This window comes from Asticcacaulis sp. (assembly GCF_051954415.1).
In the GTDB taxonomy this organism is placed as follows: domain Bacteria; phylum Pseudomonadota; class Alphaproteobacteria; order Caulobacterales; family Caulobacteraceae; genus Asticcacaulis.
Genome location: NZ_JBQCHT010000036.1, coordinates 22,258 through 40,941, shown reverse-complemented (window position 1 = coordinate 40,941; position 18,684 = coordinate 22,258). Strand labels below are relative to the sequence as shown.

The 18,684-nt window shown below is 58.2% G+C and carries 18 protein-coding genes; 11 read left to right on the top strand and 7 right to left on the bottom strand.

Going from position 1 to position 18,684, the window contains the following annotated elements:
• Positions 1–4: 4 nt before the first annotated feature.
• Positions 5–823, bottom strand: coding sequence for a type I methionyl aminopeptidase (gene map / locus ACTHND_RS14025; protein ID WP_440178573.1), 819 nt, complete (start codon positions 821–823; stop codon positions 5–7).
• Between the two features lie 172 nt (positions 824–995).
• Between map and ACTHND_RS14020 the strand changes: the two genes are divergently transcribed.
• Complete coding sequence (locus tag ACTHND_RS14020) at positions 996–1,847, top strand: division plane positioning ATPase MipZ (RefSeq protein WP_440178572.1); 852 nt, start codon at positions 996–998, stop codon at positions 1,845–1,847.
• Positions 1,847–2,305, top strand: coding sequence for a J domain-containing protein (locus tag ACTHND_RS14015; RefSeq protein ID WP_440178571.1), 459 nt, complete (start codon positions 1,847–1,849; stop codon positions 2,303–2,305). The genes ACTHND_RS14020 and ACTHND_RS14015 overlap by 1 nt, the downstream gene beginning before the upstream one ends.
• A gap of 130 nt (positions 2,306–2,435) precedes the next feature.
• Here the strand turns inward: ACTHND_RS14015 and ACTHND_RS14010 are convergent, their stop codons facing one another.
• Positions 2,436–3,950 carry a D-alanyl-D-alanine carboxypeptidase gene (locus ACTHND_RS14010; protein WP_440178570.1) on the bottom strand — a complete coding sequence of 505 codons (1,515 nt, stop codon included), beginning with the start codon at positions 3,948–3,950 and terminating at the stop codon, positions 2,436–2,438.
• Positions 3,951–4,426: 476 nt separating this feature from the next.
• Here ACTHND_RS14010 and ACTHND_RS14005 point away from each other — a divergent pair, with 476 nt between their 5' ends.
• The 3 genes from ACTHND_RS14005 to clpA all read left to right on the top strand — a co-directional run bounded on the left by ACTHND_RS14005 (position 4,427) and on the right by clpA (position 8,102).
• The gene (locus ACTHND_RS14005; RefSeq protein ID WP_303831358.1) at positions 4,427–4,864 is read left to right on the top strand and encodes a phasin family protein; all 438 of its coding nucleotides are present in this window, start codon (positions 4,427–4,429) and stop codon (positions 4,862–4,864) included.
• Between the two features lie 274 nt (positions 4,865–5,138).
• Positions 5,139–5,468 (top strand): ATP-dependent Clp protease adapter ClpS, encoded by a 330-nt coding sequence (clpS, locus tag ACTHND_RS14000; protein ID WP_090648314.1) that lies wholly within the window; start codon positions 5,139–5,141, stop codon positions 5,466–5,468.
• Between the two features lie 321 nt (positions 5,469–5,789).
• Complete coding sequence (clpA, locus tag ACTHND_RS13995; protein WP_090647974.1) at positions 5,790–8,102, top strand: ATP-dependent Clp protease ATP-binding subunit ClpA; 2,313 nt, start codon at positions 5,790–5,792, stop codon at positions 8,100–8,102.
• Between the two features lie 186 nt (positions 8,103–8,288).
• Here clpA and ACTHND_RS13990 read toward each other — a convergent pair whose 3' ends face one another.
• Complete coding sequence (locus ACTHND_RS13990) at positions 8,289–9,602, bottom strand: hypothetical protein (RefSeq protein ID WP_440178569.1); 1,314 nt, start codon at positions 9,600–9,602, stop codon at positions 8,289–8,291.
• Positions 9,603–9,731: 129 nt separating this feature from the next.
• On the opposite strand from ACTHND_RS13990, the gene ACTHND_RS13985 reads away from it, so the two are divergent.
• Positions 9,732–10,730, top strand: a complete 999-nt coding sequence (locus ACTHND_RS13985) for an LLM class flavin-dependent oxidoreductase (protein ID WP_440178568.1) — start codon at positions 9,732–9,734, stop codon at positions 10,728–10,730.
• On the opposite strand, the gene ACTHND_RS13980 is transcribed toward ACTHND_RS13985, so the two are convergent.
• From ACTHND_RS13980 to ACTHND_RS13970, 3 genes are read right to left on the bottom strand one after another with little or no spacing between them, the layout of a single operon-like run.
• Entirely contained in the window at positions 10,727–12,502 is a 1,776-nt protein-coding gene (locus ACTHND_RS13980; RefSeq protein WP_440178567.1) for a DUF4153 domain-containing protein, read from the bottom strand. The two genes, ACTHND_RS13985 and ACTHND_RS13980, sit on opposite strands and share 4 nt — an antisense overlap.
• Positions 12,503–12,551: 49 nt before the next feature.
• Positions 12,552–13,175 carry a histidine phosphatase family protein gene (locus ACTHND_RS13975; RefSeq protein WP_440178566.1) on the bottom strand — a complete coding sequence of 208 codons (624 nt, stop codon included), beginning with the start codon at positions 13,173–13,175 and terminating at the stop codon, positions 12,552–12,554.
• Positions 13,175–13,606, bottom strand: a complete 432-nt coding sequence (locus ACTHND_RS13970; protein ID WP_440178565.1) for an HIT family protein — start codon at positions 13,604–13,606, stop codon at positions 13,175–13,177. The genes ACTHND_RS13975 and ACTHND_RS13970 overlap by 1 nt, the downstream gene beginning before the upstream one ends.
• A gap of 76 nt (positions 13,607–13,682) precedes the next feature.
• Here ACTHND_RS13970 and ACTHND_RS13965 point away from each other — a divergent pair, with 76 nt between their 5' ends.
• The 5 genes from ACTHND_RS13965 (at position 13,683) to ACTHND_RS13945 (ending at position 18,069) form a co-directional block, all read left to right on the top strand.
• Positions 13,683–14,087: a fluoride efflux transporter FluC gene (locus ACTHND_RS13965; RefSeq protein WP_440178564.1), complete on the top strand. Its 405-nt coding sequence runs from the start codon at positions 13,683–13,685 to the stop codon at positions 14,085–14,087.
• Entirely contained in the window at positions 14,084–15,088 is a 1,005-nt protein-coding gene (locus tag ACTHND_RS13960) for an RluA family pseudouridine synthase (protein ID WP_440178563.1), read from the top strand. Before ACTHND_RS13965 ends, ACTHND_RS13960 begins: the two co-directional genes overlap by 4 nt.
• Entirely contained in the window at positions 15,085–15,783 is a 699-nt protein-coding gene (locus ACTHND_RS13955) for an HAD-IA family hydrolase (protein WP_440178561.1), read from the top strand. The genes ACTHND_RS13960 and ACTHND_RS13955 overlap by 4 nt, the downstream gene beginning before the upstream one ends.
• A gap of 1 nt (position 15,784) precedes the next feature.
• The gene (locus tag ACTHND_RS13950) at positions 15,785–16,534 is read left to right on the top strand and encodes an ATP12 family chaperone protein (RefSeq protein ID WP_440178560.1); all 750 of its coding nucleotides are present in this window, start codon (positions 15,785–15,787) and stop codon (positions 16,532–16,534) included.
• A 74-nt stretch (positions 16,535–16,608) separates the two neighbouring features.
• Positions 16,609–18,069, top strand: a complete 1,461-nt coding sequence (locus ACTHND_RS13945) for a sulfotransferase (protein WP_440178559.1) — start codon at positions 16,609–16,611, stop codon at positions 18,067–18,069.
• On the opposite strand, the gene ACTHND_RS13940 is transcribed toward ACTHND_RS13945, so the two are convergent.
• Entirely contained in the window at positions 18,060–18,395 is a 336-nt protein-coding gene (locus ACTHND_RS13940; protein ID WP_440178558.1) for an Mpo1-like protein, read from the bottom strand. The two genes, ACTHND_RS13945 and ACTHND_RS13940, sit on opposite strands and share 10 nt — an antisense overlap.
• Between the last annotated feature and the right edge of the window lie 289 nt (positions 18,396–18,684).

The window sequence follows — 18,684 nt, the reverse complement described above, 5'->3', positions numbered from 1 at the left end:
ATCTTTAGCCCAGAACAGGCGCCGGTTTGAACTGACCGGTCGGCGAAGCGGTAAACAGCTCCACACCGTTTTCCGTGACGCCGCAGCTATGCTCGCATTGGGCCGTCAGCATCTTGTCGCGCGTGACGGCGGTCCAGCCGTCGTTGAGCACCTTTACGTCGGGCCGGCCGAGATTGATCATAGGCTCCACGGTGAAGAACATGCCTTTTTCCAGGCGCGGACCGCTGCCGGCCTTGCCGAAGTGCAGGACGTTCGGATTGTCATGGAAGACGCGCCCGACGCCATGACCGCAGAAATCGCGCACAACCGACATGCGATGACTTTCGGCATATTTCTGGATCGCGGCGGCGATATCACCGAACGTATTGCCCGGCTTGATCTGGGCCAGGCCCAGAGTCATGGCTTCGTAGGTCACATCGATCAGGCGCTTGGCCTTTGGCGCCACCACACCGACCTCATACATGCGTGAGGTGTCGCCGTGCCAGCCATCGACAATGCAGGTGACATCGATATTGGCGATGTCGCCTTCGCGCAGGGTCTTTTCCGACGGAATGCCGTGGCAGACCACATGGTTGGGCGAAATGCAGACCGTATGCTGGTAACCGCGATAGAAGAGGCAGGCCGACAGTCCACCATGATCGGCGATGAACTCGCGCGCCAGGTCATCGAGATATGAGGTCTTCACGCCCGGCACCACATAAGGGATCAGCATATCGAGGCATTCGGCGGCGACACGGCCGGCCTTTCTCATGCCTTCAAAGTCTTCATCCGTATGGATGCGGATGGTTTCGGAGCGGAGCATATAGTCGGAATCTGTGGTCATGGCGGCAATATAGTCTTGTCGTCCGGCTAAATCCAGTAGGCCCAAAGGAAGTAAGCCAATAACTTACCCACGCCAAAATTTAACGCTTCGTTAATCGCGCCTCTGGCGGCATGACACGGATCAGCCTAAATGAGGCGTTACCACTGGGGATTAAGGTGGGCGGGAGTGCATAATGTCTGATACGCGTATTCTGGTGTTCGGGAATGAAAAGGGCGGGGCGGGGAAGTCCACTGTGGCCATGCACGTGGCCGTGCATCTGCTGCATCTTGGCAAGCGCGTGGCCTTTATCGACCTCGACCTGCGCCAGCGGTCGCTTGCCCGTTTCTTCTCCAACCGCGCCAAGTGGGCGGCGGCCAATGAAAAGGCGTTGCCGATGGCCTTCGAGCCGCACCTGCATGACAAGCCGGCGTCGCTGCTGGCTGTGCCCGAAGCAGAGGCGCGCCAGGCTTTCGATCGCGCGCTCGATGAAGCCGTTGAACAGGCCGATTACATCATCATCGATACGCCGGGTGGCGATCACGTTCTGTCGCGCCGGGCGCACGCCGTGGCGCACCTGATCATCACGCCGATGAACGACAGCTTTATCGATTTCGACCTGCTGGGCGAGGTCGATCCGGTGACGCTAGATGTCAAGCGCCCGTCCATCTATGCCGAAACCGTGTGGAATTCGCGCAAACAGCGCGCCGTGTGGGATGGCAAGTCGATCGACTGGATCGTGCTGCGCAACCGCCTGGCGGCCAATGAGGCGCGCAACCGCAAGCGGGTCGATGAGCGCGTGCAGGCCCTCGGCAAGCGCGTCGGCTTCGAGGTTCTGGCCGGCCTGCGTGACCGCGTCATCTATCGGGAACTGTTTCCCTTTGGCCTGACCGTGGCCGACCTGTCGGCGGACATCCGTCCGGTGGCGGTGTCGCTGACCCATATCGCCGCGCGCGCTGAGCTACGGGCCCTGATGGGCTCGCTGGGCCTGGAAGCCGGCGAGGAAGTGCCGCACACAGCCGAAGACCTGGAGGCCGTGGACGCCTGATGGTGTGGGTCGCGGGTGCCATCGCGGTGTTTCTGTTCCTGGCGTGGGTCGGGAAGCAGTCGCGTCTGGGGCGCCTGAAAGCGGGGCCGTGGATAAACCAGTTTCGCACCCTGCGGAGTTTTATCGCCATGGGGTTGGTGGTGCTGGGTGTTACTATGCTGTTGCGTGGCCTGATCTGGCAGGGGCTGGCGGCGTTTCTGGTGTCGTTTATCCTCGGCGGCAGCGTGCGTTATCAGGCATACTTTCGCCAGCCCGAGGCCCCGGCGGCGGCCAGTTATTCGTCGGAAGAGATTGCAGCGTATAACACGCTGGGCCTGGCCATCGGCGCGGACCGCAAGGCCATCAAGGAGGCATGGAAGCGGCTGATGAAAACGGCACATCCGGATCAGGGCGGGGATGTCGGCCGCGCCAGTGCGCTGAATGCGGCACGGGATGTGTTGCTCAAGCGCCGTCGCTAAACTTATGGGGCGTGGGGTCCGTGACCCCACATCTTCTCTATACCAATAGAAAAGCCCCGCCCGAATAGGGCGAGGCTTTTCTATTGGTAGGGAAAGGACTTGGGGCCACCGGCCCCAAACCCCATTAGCTTTAAGCGTCTGGCTTGATCACCATGCAGTCCAGGTGTTTGGCCGAGATATCCTTGCAGGCGGCCGACGCCTGGGCCTTGGTCAGGGTTACGAAGCGCGTGCGATACCAGCCATTGTCGTTCTTGCTGATGTCGGTGGTGCCGTTGGCCAGATGGTTGCTGAACTTCGACTTCATCTTCTTGGCCCAGTCATTGGCCAGGCTCTTGTCCTTGAAGGCGCCAATCTGGACAGCATAGACGGCCGTCGGATCTTTCTTCTTTTTACCCTTAGCCGCCTTGTCAGCCAGCGCCGCTTTCTTTGACTTGGCAGTTGTTTGGGCAGTTGGCTTGTCGGCCGCGGCCACCTTGGTCGCCGGCTTTTTCACCAGGGCGGCGGTGTTGGTGGCGGCGCTCAGGGTCTGGGCGACAGCCGGGGCCTTGATGGTCGAGCTGGCGCGCTGGACATCGACATCCGACGCATTGGCCTGTTCGCTGCCCTCAAGCGTTTCGCGCAGTTGCGCATCGCTCAGGGGCGCGTTACCACCCACCACATCACCATTATCCGCGAGGATCGTGTAGGGTTGCGGACCTTCCGGCATCCGTGCCTCGGCATCCATGGCGCGGGTAAATTCATTCTGCGCGATCTCGATCCGCTCCCCGCGGTCACGCCGGGCAATGACATCGAAACCGGTATTCATCAGGGCCGTGACGTGCTCGCGGCGCTGCGTCTTGTTCGAGCCGCCCAGCATGACCGCGATCAGGCGGTGATTGTTGCGCACGCCGGAAGCGACCAGGTTATAACCGGCGGCATTGGTGAAGCCGGTCTTCATGCCGTCGATGCCCGGCATACTGCGCAGGGGATTATGATTCACATAGGTGCGGCCGCGGAATTCCTGCGAGGGCAGGTTGAAATAGTCATAATACTGCGGATAGTCGCGCATCACGGCGCGCGCCAGGATGGCCAGGTCACGGGCTGAGGAAATCTGGCGCGGATCGGGCAGGCCGTTGGCATTGACGAAGCGTGTATGCGTCATGCCCAGTTCCTGCGCCTTGATCGTCATCATGGCGGCGAAGCGTTCCTCTGAGCCGCCGCCGATCTTTTCGGCCAGGGCCACGGCCAGGTCATTGGCCGAATAGAGGGCGATCAGGCGCATGGCTGTATCGACATCTATGGTATCGCCCGGCCTGAGATAGACCTTCACCGGCGCCTGTGACGTGGCGTGGGCGCTCATGGTGATCTGGTCGGTCGGCTTCAGCGTGCCGTGCGCCAGGGCATCGAACGCCATGTATAAGGTCATGATCTTGGTCAGCGAGGCGGGATAGCGGGCCGAGTCGGCGCGCTGGGCATAAAAGACCTCGCCCGATTGGGCATCGACCACGATAGCGGCGTAACGGGCGTTATCGGTCAGGTCCTGGGCGGCGGCAGGCAGGGCTATCAGGAAAACAGCCGAAGCCGCGAGAACAGCAGCTTTCAGCCCCTTGTTCCCGTTTGATATTGTCTCGCCAGCCCGTTTAAATATCCGCCCGATCCTACGCATCAAAACCTATCCTCAACTCGTTACACACGCGATTTGCACATTCAGATTGCCGCCGGACGCCCCAATGAGAAAACTGGTAAATAAGAAAACCGTGTCCCTTAAAATAAGAAAACAATGTGTTCTCAATGTGAGCGCTATAACATCATAACGTCAGAGACTTAGTCTGTCGTGAATTTTCCTTAAGCAAACCTTAAGCTCACCGTAACGTGACCGCAGGCTGCGTATTTCGCGCTGGTTATGCGCCTTTCACCATGCGAGACAACCACCGCGTTTATCAAGTTGCCAAGAAACTCCCATATGAGGAGAATCCGCAGGTCTGTAGGTTGTAAAATTTTTGTGCAGCGCAACATAAAGATTGACGTTATGCTGCGCTTGCGTTATATAGGCATCAACCGGGCAGAAGGTCCGATATCCAAGTTCAAGCGTTCAGGGATGTCGGGGATTGGCCCACGCATCATATGAAAAAGGAGTTACCCATGTCGGAAGCTGCTGAAACCGTAAAAGCCACTGTCGAAAAGTTCACCACCGCCGGCAACCAGGCGTTCAAGGACACGGTCGAAAAGACCCTGGCCGGCATCAATGAAGCCAATGGCCTGGCCAAGGGCAATGTTGAAGCCGTGGTCGAAAGCCTGACCGCCGCCACCAAGGGCGCGGAAACCGTTGGCGCCCAGGCCATCGCCTTCTCCAAGAAGAATTGGGAAGAAGCCGTGACCGCCGCCAAGACGCTGCAAGGCGCCAAGAGCATTCAGGAAGTCATCGAGCTGCAATCGAAGTACGCCAAGTCCTCGATGGAATCCTACGTCTCCGAACTGAACCTGCTGACCGAAACCCTGTCGGCCTCGTTCAAGGACACCTTCAAGCCGATCAATGCGCGCATGACCGCAGCCGTCGAGAAGTTCCAGTCCTATCGCTAAATAAATCCGGCCTTCGGGTCAGATGATTTTTAAAACCCCGTGCCATCAGGCGCGGGGTTTTTCATTTGGCGGCGCCGCAAAAAATCCGCCTTCCGTTTTTGAAATTTTGACTCTTAACAGGCGCGCAATTGGACTATCTTGTGCTCTCGTCTGCATTGCGGCTTGCAATCAGGCGACTCCGCCATATCTATTAGCGGAGAGTGCGCAAAGCACCCAAGGCACAGAACATACTGAGATGAGACGGGTTTTGACAGACATAGAGCAACAGGTGGTCATGGCGGCCGACAAGGGCACGGTGACCCGCCCCGGACAGACGCCCGGCCTGCTGATCGACACCAAGCCGAAGGCGCAAAAGCCCTCACTTTATCGTGTTTTGATCCTGAACGACGACTACACGCCAATGGAGTTTGTCGTTTACGTGCTTGAGCGATTCTTCAATAAATCGCGTGAGGATGCCACATTGATCATGCTGCATGTCCATCAAACCGGAGTGGGGGTCTGCGGCGTATATACCTACGAGGTGGCGGAAACCAAGGTGGCGCAGGTGGTGGATATGGCCCGTCGCCATCAGCATCCGCTCCAGTGTACGATGGAGAAAGACTGACGGAGACAGGCTGAGGGCGACAAAAGAGAAGTGCCCGTCATCAGCATTCATTGCAGTGTACGATGGAAAAAGATTGAGAGCGTGCTGATGACAAAAACGCAAAATGCCCATCAGCATCCATTGCAGTGTACGATGGAGAAGGACTGAGGAGGGGGATTACGGACGGCCGGGATTTTATCTGAGTTCTGAAGGGAGAATTCAGATCAGGTTCAGACTGAAGGGACCAGAATGAGCATGGTTAATTTTCTAAACCACGCGTTAAGAATTCGGGTCCAGAGTTTGAGTTGAGTAAAGCGTTTTCAAGTTTTATCGGAGGTCGTCATGCCGTCATTTTCCAGCGCATTAGAAGAGACCCTGCATCGCGCAGTCGGTCACGCCAATGCCCATCATCATGAATATGCGACGCTTGAGCACCTCCTGCTGGCCCTGATCGATGATGTCGATGCCGCGGCCGTCATGAGTGCCTGCAACGTCGATCTGCCCAAGCTGCGCACAGCGCTTGACGCCTATATCGAAACCGACCTGAAATCACTGGTCGAGCCCAATTCGGAAGAGGCCAAGCCCACGGCCGGCTTCCAGCGCGTCATCCAGCGCGCGGTCATCCACGTCCAGAGCTCCGGCCGCGATGAAGTGACCGGCGCCAATGTTCTGGTCGCCATCTTCTCCGAGCGCGAATCGCACGCCGCCTTCTTCCTGCAGGAGCAGGAGATGACGCGCTATGACGCGGTCAATTATATCGCCCACGGCATCGCCAAGAAGCCCGGCGCTTCCGAACCACGCGTCGTGCGCGGCGCCACGGAAGACAATGCCGGCACGGAAGAGAAGGGCAAGGGTGGTTCCACCGATGCGCTCGCCGCCTATTGCGTCGATCTCAACGAAAAATCGCGTCATGGCAAGGTCGATCCGCTGATCGGGCGTTCGGCCGAGGTCGAGCGCGCCATCCAGATCCTGTGCCGCCGTACCAAGAACAACCCACTGCTGGTCGGTGATCCGGGTGTCGGCAAGACGGCCATCGCCGAAGGTCTGGCCAAGAAGATCGTCGACGGCGAAGTGCCGGACGTTCTGGCCGGTGCCACCATCTACTCGCTCGACATGGGCACGCTTCTGGCGGGCACCCGCTATCGCGGTGACTTCGAAGAGCGCGTCAAGCAGGTTGTCAAGGAACTGGAGGCGCACCCCAATGCGGTCCTGTTCATCGATGAAATCCATACCGTCATCGGCGCCGGCGCCACTTCCGGCGGGGCGATGGATGCCTCGAACCTGCTGAAGCCGGCGCTTGCAGCCGGCACCCTGCGCTGCATGGGCTCGACCACCTACAAGGAATACCGCCAGCACTTTGAGAAAGACCGCGCCCTAGTGCGTCGCTTCCAGAAGATCGATGTCAATGAGCCGACGCTCGATGACACCATCAAGATTCTGAAAGGTCTCAAGCCCTACTATGAGACCTTCCACCATCTGAAATACACCGATGCCGCCATCAAGACGGCGGTGGAATTGTCGGCGCGCTATATCACCGACCGCAAGCTGCCGGACAAGGCGATCGACGTGATCGATGAGGCTGGTGCTCTTCAGATGGTCCTGCCGGAAAACAAGCGCCGCAAGGTGATTGGTCCGAAGGAAATCGAGTACGTGGTTTCCAAGATCGCCCGTATCCCGTCGAAATCCGTCTCGCGTGACGACACCACGGCCCTGCGCGACCTGAAGGCCGACCTCAACCGCACCGTCTTTGGTCAGGACGAGGCTATCGAGCAACTGTCCACGGCTGTCAAGATGGCCCGCGCCGGTCTGCGCGATCCGCAAAAGCCGGTGGGGTGCTACCTGTTCTCCGGGCCGACCGGCGTCGGCAAAACCGAAGTGGCCAAGCAACTGGCCGCCACCATGGGCGTCGAGCTCCTGCGTTTCGACATGTCGGAATATATGGAACGCCACACGGTGTCGCGTCTGATCGGCGCGCCTCCGGGCTATGTCGGTCACGACCAGGGCGGTCTGCTCACCGATGCCGTCGATCAGCAGCCGCACTCGGTAGTCCTGCTCGACGAAATCGAAAAGGCGCACCCGGATATCTACAACATCCTGTTGCAGGTTATGGATCATGGCCAGTTGACGGACGCGGTGGGCAAGAAGGTCGATTTCCGCAATGTCATCCTGATCATGACCACCAATGCCGGTGCTTCGGATAACCAGAAGAATTCGATCGGTTTCGGCCGCGAAAAGGTTTCGGGCGAAGACGAACAGGCCATCAAGCGCCTGTTCACGCCGGAATTCCGCAACCGTCTCGATGCCATCGTCACCTTCAAGCAACTGAAGCCGGACGTGATTTCGCAGGTCGTCCAGAAGTTCATCCTGCAACTGGAAATGCAACTGGCCGACCGCCACATCTCGATCGAACTGACCGACGAGGCGGCCGCCTGGCTGGCCGAAAACGGTTACGACGAACTGTATGGTGCCCGTCCGCTGGCCCGCGTCATCCAGGAAAACATCAAGAAGCCGCTGGCCGACGAAATCCTCTTCGGCAAGCTGGTCAAGGGTGGTCATATCCTGGTGAAACTGGCCGACGGCAAGATCGCCTTCGACATCACGCCCTCGCAAAAGGGCGCGGATAAACCGGGCGCGAAAGCTGAAATCGTAGAGTAAGGGCAGGCAGGGGGCTTGCCCCCTGCACCCGGATCGTTGACAGCGTGTGTTGAAGCGCTGACGGCTAAAAACAAATAGCCCTTCCGTGCAAACCGGAGGGCTTTTTTCATTCTTATACCTCCCTGGCTATGCCGGGGAGGGGGACCGCCGCGCTCTTGCGCGGTGGTGGTGGGGTGTCTTACTTTCTTACATGTGCAGATAATGCTCATTGCAATTGTCGCTTGGCTCATCCGGCGTGTATAGTCTTCCGGCGAATTCAACAGGGTGCCAGGTCGAAGGCTTGAACTCGACCTTCAAATCTTCCGGTTTCTGGCCTTCTTCGGCACAGGCTGCGTGGCTGGCAACAACGGTCCAACGGCCCTGCCGCACCATCAGCAGGGTAGCCAGTCGCCAGGTGCTGACATCCTTACGCACGTTTCGATCGAGTATCACCACGTCGTCACTGCCGTCATGATTAATGTCTGAGACCATGGCCATGCAGGCTTTCAGATTGTGGCTGGTAAAACAAGGCGGCAGGCCGTGATATGCCGGTTTCATCCATGTTTCACGCATCGGGGGCTCGGTCGCCCAGGGCAGGACAATGGTGCGATCGGCGAGGGCCTTCGCCAGGGATTCAGGGAGCGGTTTTGAAAGCGGCAGCCGCGCGATATGCGTGAGCAGCGGTGCCATAGCGCGCGCCTGATTAAGTTCGCCAGCAGGAGCGGGAATCGTATTCTCTCGAACCATGCAATCACTGTCGAAGAAATTGACCGCGTGTCCGTTTATCCACAACATATCCAAGGCTTGGGCGGGAAAGCCGATCTGTCTGTTTTCCACAGTAGCCAACTCCGTCTGGCATAGGCGCATGCGCACAGCGCTTTGCCACCCGCCACGCTTGAGTTTAAAGATGGTCAGTCTGTGCCCGACGGCCGGTTTGATGTATTCCTCCCATGTGCCGATAGTCTGAGCGTCGACAATAATCTCATCCTGGCTATCGCCGGTCAGGTCTGCCATGTGCAATACGCATTCGCCGGTAGCGTAGGTCTTTGGCGGCAGGAGACAGGGTAAGCGGTAACGCCATGTCTGCCAGAATCTTTCCGGAATTTGCTGGCCGGATAACAAATCTTGCCGCAGGGTCTTACCATCGAGAGGCATCCGCAGTTCGTTGAAACGAGTTTCCTTTTCCTGGATATTGCTCCCCCCCAAATGATCTCCGCCCCAATATGTTATGTGGCCAGATTCAAACCATTGCTCCTGAATAGCTACCGAGGTCTGACGGATTTTGTCTGTCGCGCCGTGTTGTTCAAGATCGCGTAAGGCATTCAGTCCAACCTTGCCCGAACGCAGTTTTAGATACCCCCAGTCGGCGCGATCCAGCGGAATCAGGCCTAGATTAATCGCCAGAACTTCGGCGGGCACGCATATAGCTGCAACCCGCGCCTGCGGTATATAGTTGGCGGTGACACCGTAACCAACAATTACGACGACTATTACAATCAGTCCCCTGAGTAGCCATTTCATATTGATCCCCCCCCCGTTTTGCACTATGCTACCAGAGATTTAATGCGACACCAGTGTCTATTAATTTGCATGAAAACCTCGCAATCGTAACCGTACTGCCTACATAAGGCGCAGACTTAGGAGCGCCGTATGATACCCTTTTCCATCCTCGACCTGTCGCAGATTGCCGAAGGCAGCAGCATCAGCGATGCCCTGGCCAATTCGGCGAAAATGGCGCAGGCGGCGGAAACGGCGGGATATCATCGCTACTGGCTGGCCGAACACCATGGCATGCCGGGCATCGCCTCGGCGGCGACCTCGATCGTCATCGCCCATGTCGGGGCGGCAACGAAGACCATCCGCATCGGTTCCGGCGGCATCATGCTGCCCAACCATTCACCGCTGGTGATCGCCGAACAGTTCGGCACCCTGGAAGCGCTCAATCCGGGCCGGGTCGATCTTGGTATCGGCCGCGCCCCCGGCACCGACATGATGACGGCGCGTGCCCTGCGCCGGAACATGGATGCCGGTGTCGAGAGCTTCCCAAACGATATCCTTGAGTTGCAGCATCTGCTTGGAGAGCCGGATGAGGGGCAGCGTATCCTGGCCGTGCCGGGCGCCAACAGCCATGTGCCGATCTGGCTGCTCGGTTCCTCTCTCTACAGCGCTCAACTAGCGGCGCAACTGGGCCTGCCTTACGCCTTCGCTTCGCACTTCGCACCGGAGCTGCTGTTCGATGCGCTCCAGCTTTACCGCACCCATTTCCGGCCCTCAAAGGTGCTCAACAAGCCAAAGACCATGGTCGGCGTGATGGGCGTAGCGGCGGACAGTGATGCCGAGGCGGAATATCTCTACACCTCAATGCAACAATCCTTCGCCAACCTGCGCCGCAATGTCCGTACGCCGTTCCCGAAGCCGTCCTATGACGCCGTGGCCGCGCTGACGCCGGAAGAGACCACCATGATCGACCACATGCTGCGCTACGCCATGGTCGGCTCACCGGCCACTATCGAAAAGCGCCTCGGCAGCTTCCTGGAGCAGACGGGGGCCGATGAACTGATCATCTCCATGCCGATCCACGATATCGCCGCGCGCCTGAAATCGGTGGAATTGTTCGCCAGTTTGCCACTGATGCAGAAGGTGGGTTAGTAGGAGACGAATCTTACATCGGCAGCATGACGGGTGGGTTGCTTGAATTTGTCGTCGCTGTACTGAACAGAGGCGGATGTGCCAAAGCGCAGTTTATTCCAGCGTGGTTTTTCGGCGACGAAATTACCGCTACGGAAGTTGCCGACAGCCTCGCCTTCAAGGGCTTGCCCCTGATTGATCAATACCCATCCGGTCTGTGTGCGAGTGAAGACGTATAGGTATGGCTCACCATAGAGCAGCAATTCACGATTGCCGTCATCATCCAGATCAAACAGTCGGCCCTCACATTTTTTGTCACTGGTGGTAATGCAGTCCGGTAAAGGGTAGGGCTCTTCCATGTAATGCTGACTCAGGAAGTCAGCCGGTACAGTGTCCTTCGTCAGCATGGTGATGCGTTTGAGATCGGGTTGATAGGTTTTGGGTTTGTCCTCATCCTTTGGCGGCGATCCCCAGCGATATCCATCAGGCATGACGATCGTATCTTTGGCACTTTTCCGAATAGCTTCCGTCTTTCCCGACTTGCTCAGGCGTTTCAGTTCATTCAGTCCATAGGTGCCGGTTTCAAACCGCAAGATGCGCCAGTCGAACTTGTCCGGCGTCACCTTGCCGCTATTAACGCGCTCAGTTTGCGATGACGCGCTAAGGCGATAGGGATCGGCAATTGGCGTCAGCACGCACAGGCAAATCAGCGCGGCTATAACGGCCAGCCCAATATTGACCGGCGCCAGCAGGGCCAGCCAGCTTTTTGGCATGACGGCCGCCATGGCATAGCCCAGTCCATAAAGCCCGGCGATAATAACACCGACCAGCGCCATGACGCGTTCCGGCGTCAGGCCATACTGGGCGATACGCAGCCATAGAGACCAGGCCGCCAGACTGGAGAAAACCAGCAGCAGCCCGCAGGCGATCCGCGCCGACCAGCGCAGGATGATATGCGCAGTGCGATCCTCATCGCCTTGTTGCCAGGCGGCATTGATCAGCAGGACCAGCGCCACGCAGCCCGCCAGAAGCGATGCCGTTGCCGCCTTAGTCTTCCATAGTGGCTCCAGCCCCGAAAAGCATAAAGACACCGCAAACAGCAGGCCGATCACCGTGATCACCGGCAGCAGCCATGACAGCACCCCCAGCACCAGGGCGCGGAAATTACGCATCAGCTTCGGCTGGACATCGCCGAGATTGACCGAGGCAGCGATAGCGAGCCCTGTCACTGGCCAGGCGAAATATTCGTTCAGGAGTAAGTCCTTGAACCAATGAAATCCGATAAAGCCGAGCAGACCCGCACCGAGAAACAGAATGGCCCAGAACAGCGCTGTGAAGAGACCGCTCAGGGCCAATTGCACGCCGCGCTTCCACGCCTCGTCGAAATATAGCGCGTAGGGCGCAATCGGCTTGCCCGCCTGATCGGCGCTGGAGATCAGTTCATGGCTGATGAACAGAAACGGGTAGATCAGGAAGGTCAGATTGAGGAAGAACGGATTATAGCGGTCATCGAGACCATGGGCCGCGCGGTTCCAGGCGATCAGGGCGATCAGGCCAAGTGCGATCACGCTCCAGATGGCGAGACTGATCCGCTTCATGGCGCCGGCACCGGCCCACAGGATAAAGGCGCCGAGGATCAGGGTACTGGTCACGATCTGCGCCCACACCGGCACATGCTGGCCCTCAAGGGCGTCGAAGCGCTTGATCAGAAAGGCGATCCCGAGCCCGAATACCAGCCCGACCGCCAGGCGGATGATCAGGGATTCATTGGCTTTCAATGATTGAGTGTTCATGGCGTTCCCCCGCTTATGGCATAGGGGTAACACGAAAAGCGTTCAGCCGCTATATCCTGCCCATGGTGGTTTGCGCGTTGTAAATCTGCTGGATCGGCGCGTTGTCCGGATCGAGCGGCAGCATCCGCCATTTGCCGCCATCTTCCTTAAAGCAGACCGGCGCGGCATTGGGGCTAGAATACATATCGTTGAGGAACTTGCGCGTCACAGCGCGGAACGGGATGCCGTGGAAAACGAACAGGCACTTGCCCGTTTCGCGGTATTCATTGACACAGGCGTAAACCCGGTCGATCACCTCCGGCAGCGGCTCCGCGTCCCACGGATAATGCTTGCCATCGACATCGGCCTGCGGATTCATATGCTCGCGCATGTCCTCGCGGTGCTGGTGGACTTCGTCGATGGTCATGCCCTCAAACAGGCCGAAATTGCGCTCGATCAAACGGCCGTCGATCACCGGCTCCAGCCCTGCGACCGCGCCCACGATACGGGCCGTTTCCAGCGCGCGGGAGAGGGGACTGGCAATGATCCTGTTGATTCCTTCGCCCGCCAAAATCTTCGCGGCCACATGGGCCTGCGCACGGCCCGTTTCGTTCAGCGGGATATCGGTCGAGCCCTGGAGGCGCATCTGCACGTTCCAGTCGGTCTGGCCATGACGAAGGACATAGAAGGTCATTACAGTTTCGCTTTAATCTGCGCGGCTATGTCTTTCAGTTCATTCAGATCTGACATCGTTCCGGCAGCGTGCGGATGCTCGTTTTCGCCCTCCCACACCGGAATGATATGGAAGTGGATATGAAAGACTGTTTGCCCCGCCGCCGCGCCGTTGAACTGGGCGATACGGATGCCATCGGGCGCCAGCGCCTCACGCACGGCACGACCGATGGTCTGGGTCTGGGTGATCAGGTTTTGCAGGTCTTCGGCCGGGATATCGAAGAGATTGCTCGCCGGCACCTTGGGGATGACGAGCGTATGGCCCCTGGATTGCGGGAACGCATCCATAAAGCTCAAAATCCGCGCGTCTTCATAGACCCTGGCTGAGGGAATATCGCCGCTCAGGATCTTGGCGAAGATGTTTTGCGGATCGTATTGGGCGAAAAGGCTCATGATTTACCTGTAATTTGTGCTGATTCCGAGTTTAGAGGACTATGATATGCAGGCCAAGAGGGGTATTAGCACGGCAATGATCAATCTCTTGCTAGTCATGCTGGGCGGCGCGTTAGGTTCCGCGTGCCGTTATCTGTTGGGCCTCGCGTCCGCCGGATGGTGGCGGCATGAGGGCTGGCCGCTCAATGAATGGCCGGTGGGCACCTTCCTGGCCAATGTCATTGGCGGCCTGCTGATGGGGCTTCTGATGGGGGAGTTGTTCGGCCCTCTGAAGGGTCTGTTCGACACCGAACGCGCCCGGCTTTTCTTCGGCATCGGTGTTCTGGGCGGCTTCACCACCTTCTCCTCGTTCTCGCTGGAAACAGTGCAGATGCTGGAGCGCCGCGCCTACGGACTGGCGGCCGGCTATATCGGCCTGTCGGTCATTCTTTCCATTGCCGCCGTGATGGCCGGCCTGTTCCTGATACGGAAATTTTCATGAGTAAAGACGTCAAGACCCTCTACATTACCGACGGCGAGGACGGTATCCGCGTCGATCGCTTTTTCAAGCGCCGCTGGCCGCATATCAACCATGTACAGCTCAACAAGCTGCTGCGTTCCGGCCAGGTGCGCGTCGATGGCGGGCGGGTGAAGACCGATACGCGCCTCGCTACCGGCCAGACCATCCGTGTCCCGCCGCTGCCGGAGGCACCCGATGTCGACCAGCAGAAGCGCGAGCGCGCCATGCTTTCGCCGCAGGAAATCCGCTTCGCTCATTCGCTGGTCCTTTATGAGGACGAGGACGTCATAGCGCTGAACAAGCCCTCGGGCCTGGCCGTGCAGGGCGGCACCAAGACCAAGAACCACGTCGACCGTCTGTTGTCGGCCTGGGGCGAGGGGCTGGAGCGCCCGCGCCTGGTCCACCGCCTTGACCGCGATACCTCCGGCGTGCTGCTGCTCGGCAAGTCTCCGCAGGCCGCTGCGCGGCTTTCGGGCGCTTTCGCCAAGCGCCGCGCCCACAAGACCTACTGGGCGCTGGTCGTTGGCAATCCGAAGCCGGAAGACGGCTATATCGATACACCGCTGGTCAAGAAGGGCTTCCACGACCGCGAAATCGTCCAGCCGGCCGAACCGAACGAACCCGGTGCCGAAGTGGCCGAGACCGAATATGTCACCATCTCGCGCGCCGGTCCGCGCGTCGCCTGGATGGCCCTGCGTCCGCATACCGGCCGTACCCACCAGTTGCGCGCCCACATGCAGGCCATTGGACATTCGATCCTCGGCGATCCGAAATATGGCAGCGAAGAGAGCCAGTCGCTTTCTGCCGGGCTGAACCTGCAACTGCATCACCGCCGCATCGAACTGCCGCACCCAACCAACGGCACGCTGATCGTCGAGGCGCCGCTCGATCCGGTCATTCAGGCCGGTTTTGACCGTTTCGGTTTCGATGAGCACGAGGCCGAGATTGATCCGTTTGCCAATAAGAAAAAGAAGAAGAGATGAGTTTACGTCTGGCCGTTTTTGATGTGGACGGCACATTGATCGATAGCCGCTCGTCGATCTTCCGCGCGGCAGTGGAAGCCGCTCATGCCATCAATATTGATCCGCCGACCTATGACGATGTGCGCGCTATTGTCGGTGTGTCGCTGTTCGATGCCCTGGCCATGATGCGACCAGATCTCGATAGCGAAACGATCGCGCTCTATACGCATGAGTTCCAGCAGGCGTTCCTGCGTTTCCACGCCGATCCGGATTTCAGCGAAGACCTCTATCTCGGCGCAGAGGACACCATGCGCGCGCTGAAGGCCGAGGGCTGGCTGATCGGCATGGCCACCGGCAATTCGCGCCGCGGCGTCACCCGCACCGTTGCCAAGCACGGCTGGGGCGATCTGTTCGATGTCACCTTTTGTGCTGATGATGGCCCTTCCAAGCCGCATCCGCACATGCTCCAGCGCAATCTCGATGCGCTCGGCGTGGCCACGCACGAAGCGGTGATGATCGGTGACGCCAGCCATGATATGAAGATGGCCTGCAGCGCCTATGTCCGCGCGGTCGGCGTCTCCTGGGGCTTTCATACGGTCGAGGAACTGCAACTGGCCGGCGCCCACGATATCGTCCACGATTTCACCGAGCTGAAGGCGCTTCTGGATAACTTCAATCCGGAAGTCCTGCCTGAAGCGAAACGCGCAAGTTATTGATATGACCTACAAAGCCGAAGCCCCTGACAAGAAATCCGATAGTCTGGGTTTTCGCCCCAAACGCTTCTGGGGTGGCACAGCCACCATGGAAGTGGAAGGCGGTTTTGCCGTTGCGCTCGATGGCCGGCCGGTCAAGACCCCCAGGGGCAATATCATGGTCCTGCCGAATGCCGCCCTGGCGTCGCTGGTCGAAGCGGAATGGGCGGCAGTCGGTGAATATGTCGATTACGAAGCCATGCCGCTGACCCGCCTGGGCTTTGCCAGCGTCGACCGCATGGACGAGGTGCTTGACGACACCCTGGCCGAGGTGACGCGCTATTCCGAAACCGACCTGCTGTGCTATCCGTCGGAATATCCGGCGGCCTTGCAGGCGCGCGAAGCCGCCGCGTGGCAACCGATCCTGGCCTGGGCGGATGCGGCGCTCGATCTCCAGTTCCAGCAAAACCAGAGTATCATCCACCAGCCGCAGCCGAAGGAAACCATCCGCCGCATTCAATCATTGATCGCCAAAGCCACGGCCTATGAACAGGCGGGGATTATGCTGGCCATCCCGCTGCTGGGTTCGGTGATCCTGGCCCTGGCCCTGTGGCGCGGTCATCTGACGGGCGAGGCGGCTTATCAATCCTCGCGCATCGGCGAGGACTTCCAGTCGGAAACCTGGGGTGTCGACGCCGAGGCCGCCAAGCGCGCCGCCGGGATGAAGGCGCAGGCGCAAAGCCTGGCGATATGGTTCCATGCCCTAGCTGTGTGAAATCTTTGACAAATTGTGTTTCCTCTACAAAGGTAAGAGGCCGCTGGCATTTATGGCAGGTTAGCAGGAAAACTATGACATACCTTACCCAGACACCGCTTGTTCTTCAGGCTCTTGAAGCTCTGAAAGCAATGAACCGCTATAAGGCGGTCAGCTTGTTGCGTCAGGATATGGCTGAGGCACCGGAAAGCGGAGAGCGTTGGCGCAGTGTTGCTAATCTGGCAGAGACTATCGGTGAAAAAGGCATTCAACTGGAGGCCATGCGGCGACTGGCGCAAACCCAGCCTCAGACCCTCGATAATTTGTTGGCCTATGCCCAAGTGCTGTCCCGCTATGGTCAATCTGAAATTTCCTTGCAGATTATCAATACCCTGCCAGGAGAAGTTCAGGCGCATCCGCAGGTGCAGCATTTTCTGGGCATGATCGCCAGCGAACATGGTGAATTCGATAAGGCGGAAAAACATTTTCGCCGGGCCTTGGTAAAGGCTCCGATGGTTGCGCAGACCTGGCACGCTCTGGCAGCCATTAAAACCTTTCAACCGGATGATGCTGATATTCTGTTGCTTGAAGCGGCACGTGGTGAAATGAACAACAAGCCGCCAGAGGTGAAGTCGACCTTTCTGTATGCGCTGGGCAAGGCCTACCATGACGCCGGAGATGCCACCAAAGCCTGGGAAGCGTACAACGCCGGCGCCAGTGCCATGCGCGATGCACAGTCTTATGACATCGGCTTTTGGCAATCTGCCGCTTACAAAATCAGACAGGACTTTACCGTCGAGAACATGACACGTTTGAGACCGTCGCAATGTAACGGCCAGCATCTTATTTTTGTAAATGGTCTGCCGCGGTCAGGCACGACGCTCGTCGAACAGATATTGGCCAGCCATTCTGAAGTCATTAGTGGCGGAGAGACCAACCTCAGCAATAGCTTGTTCAGGCAGAACGGCGACTTTTCCTTTTCCAGTGCCATTTCATACCAGACCCAGGCAAATCTGGCCGATCCCTGGGGAGAACTGGCGCAAGCCTATTTGAATATACTGACCGAACAGTTCGGCACCGGCAAACGCATTGTCGACAAGTCACTGAACCAGTCGAGATTTCTGGGACTGCTGATGCATAGTTTTCCGCAAGCTAGAATGATTTGGCTTAGGCGTAAACCTGAGGACAATGCACTGTCCATCTTCCGGACGCATTTCCGCCAGACATTGCCCTGGTCATGGTCGCTAAGTGATATCGCCGAATATATGCGCGTCGAAGACGCTTTATATGCCCATTGGACGGCCTTATTCTCTGACCGTATTCTCACTGTACCATACGAGCAACTGGTCAGTGAGCCGGATGTCTGGGCGCGCCGTATCCTTGCTCATGTTGACCTTGCTGAAGAGCCGCAGGTCTTTACCCCCCATATGAGGTCGGGATCAGTAATGACGGCCAGTGTGGCACAGGTGCGCGCGCCAATTACGACGGACCGCATTGGTGGCGCTGAGGCTTATGGTGACGCGGTAAGCCTGTTCCGCGAAGTGTATTATCGCTGACGGGAAAGAGCGAGTGCCCGACGCCAGCTCAATTTACCGGTCAGCCACAGGAAAAACATGTGGTAGTCGCCCATGAACGACCACAACGGATATTTGAAGGTCGCTGGCCTGTTGTGCTCGATAAAGAAATGCCCGATCCAGGCGCAGCCATAACCGGCGATAAGGCCAGCCGGAATCCATAACGGATTGCGGGTGGCGATGGTCAGGATCAGCGCCGCTATGCCGAAGGTCGAGCCGAGATAATGCACCGCGCGTGTCGCAGGCTGGCTGTGTTCGCTCAGATAAAAGTCGAAAAAGGCGGAATAGGTTCTGTAACGCTCGGCCATGGCTTCCTCCGAAGTTTGCGACCTTTGAAGAATATATCACTTCTGCACTTGGCCGACATTTTTCGAATTTTACATCAGCTAGATAATCTTTCCATCGTCGTCGCGGATGACGCCTCCAAGAAGAATTTGAAGGCGTTTCAGGGCCTCGATCGTTGTCTCCATACCTTGGATGCCGTGTCGCCCACTCACGTCTGCCTGAATACAAAGCGGGCGTCGTTCTCTGCTCAGATTTAAATAGGAAATGGGGGTGCCATCTCGATCAAAAAGTACCCAAGGGTGACGTTGTTCC

Coding starts and splice junctions, on each gene's coding strand:
- map (WP_440178573.1), bottom strand. CDS start 823: ATGACCACAGATTCCGACTATATGCTCCGCTCCGAAACCATCCGCATC.
- ACTHND_RS14020 (WP_440178572.1), top strand. CDS start 996: ATGTCTGATACGCGTATTCTGGTGTTCGGGAATGAAAAGGGCGGGGCG.
- ACTHND_RS14015 (WP_440178571.1), top strand. CDS start 1,847: ATGGTGTGGGTCGCGGGTGCCATCGCGGTGTTTCTGTTCCTGGCGTGG.
- ACTHND_RS14010 (WP_440178570.1), bottom strand. CDS start 3,950: ATGCGTAGGATCGGGCGGATATTTAAACGGGCTGGCGAGACAATATCA.
- ACTHND_RS14005 (WP_303831358.1), top strand. CDS start 4,427: ATGTCGGAAGCTGCTGAAACCGTAAAAGCCACTGTCGAAAAGTTCACC.
- clpS (WP_090648314.1), top strand. CDS start 5,139: ATGGCGGCCGACAAGGGCACGGTGACCCGCCCCGGACAGACGCCCGGC.
- clpA (WP_090647974.1), top strand. CDS start 5,790: ATGCCGTCATTTTCCAGCGCATTAGAAGAGACCCTGCATCGCGCAGTC.
- ACTHND_RS13990 (WP_440178569.1), bottom strand. CDS start 9,602: ATGAAATGGCTACTCAGGGGACTGATTGTAATAGTCGTCGTAATTGTT.
- ACTHND_RS13985 (WP_440178568.1), top strand. CDS start 9,732: ATGATACCCTTTTCCATCCTCGACCTGTCGCAGATTGCCGAAGGCAGC.
- ACTHND_RS13980 (WP_440178567.1), bottom strand. CDS start 12,502: ATGAACACTCAATCATTGAAAGCCAATGAATCCCTGATCATCCGCCTG.
- ACTHND_RS13975 (WP_440178566.1), bottom strand. CDS start 13,175: ATGACCTTCTATGTCCTTCGTCATGGCCAGACCGACTGGAACGTGCAG.
- ACTHND_RS13970 (WP_440178565.1), bottom strand. CDS start 13,606: ATGAGCCTTTTCGCCCAATACGATCCGCAAAACATCTTCGCCAAGATC.
- ACTHND_RS13965 (WP_440178564.1), top strand. CDS start 13,683: ATGATCAATCTCTTGCTAGTCATGCTGGGCGGCGCGTTAGGTTCCGCG.
- ACTHND_RS13960 (WP_440178563.1), top strand. CDS start 14,084: ATGAGTAAAGACGTCAAGACCCTCTACATTACCGACGGCGAGGACGGT.
- ACTHND_RS13955 (WP_440178561.1), top strand. CDS start 15,085: ATGAGTTTACGTCTGGCCGTTTTTGATGTGGACGGCACATTGATCGAT.
- ACTHND_RS13950 (WP_440178560.1), top strand. CDS start 15,785: ATGACCTACAAAGCCGAAGCCCCTGACAAGAAATCCGATAGTCTGGGT.
- ACTHND_RS13945 (WP_440178559.1), top strand. CDS start 16,609: ATGACATACCTTACCCAGACACCGCTTGTTCTTCAGGCTCTTGAAGCT.
- ACTHND_RS13940 (WP_440178558.1), bottom strand. CDS start 18,395: ATGGCCGAGCGTTACAGAACCTATTCCGCCTTTTTCGACTTTTATCTG.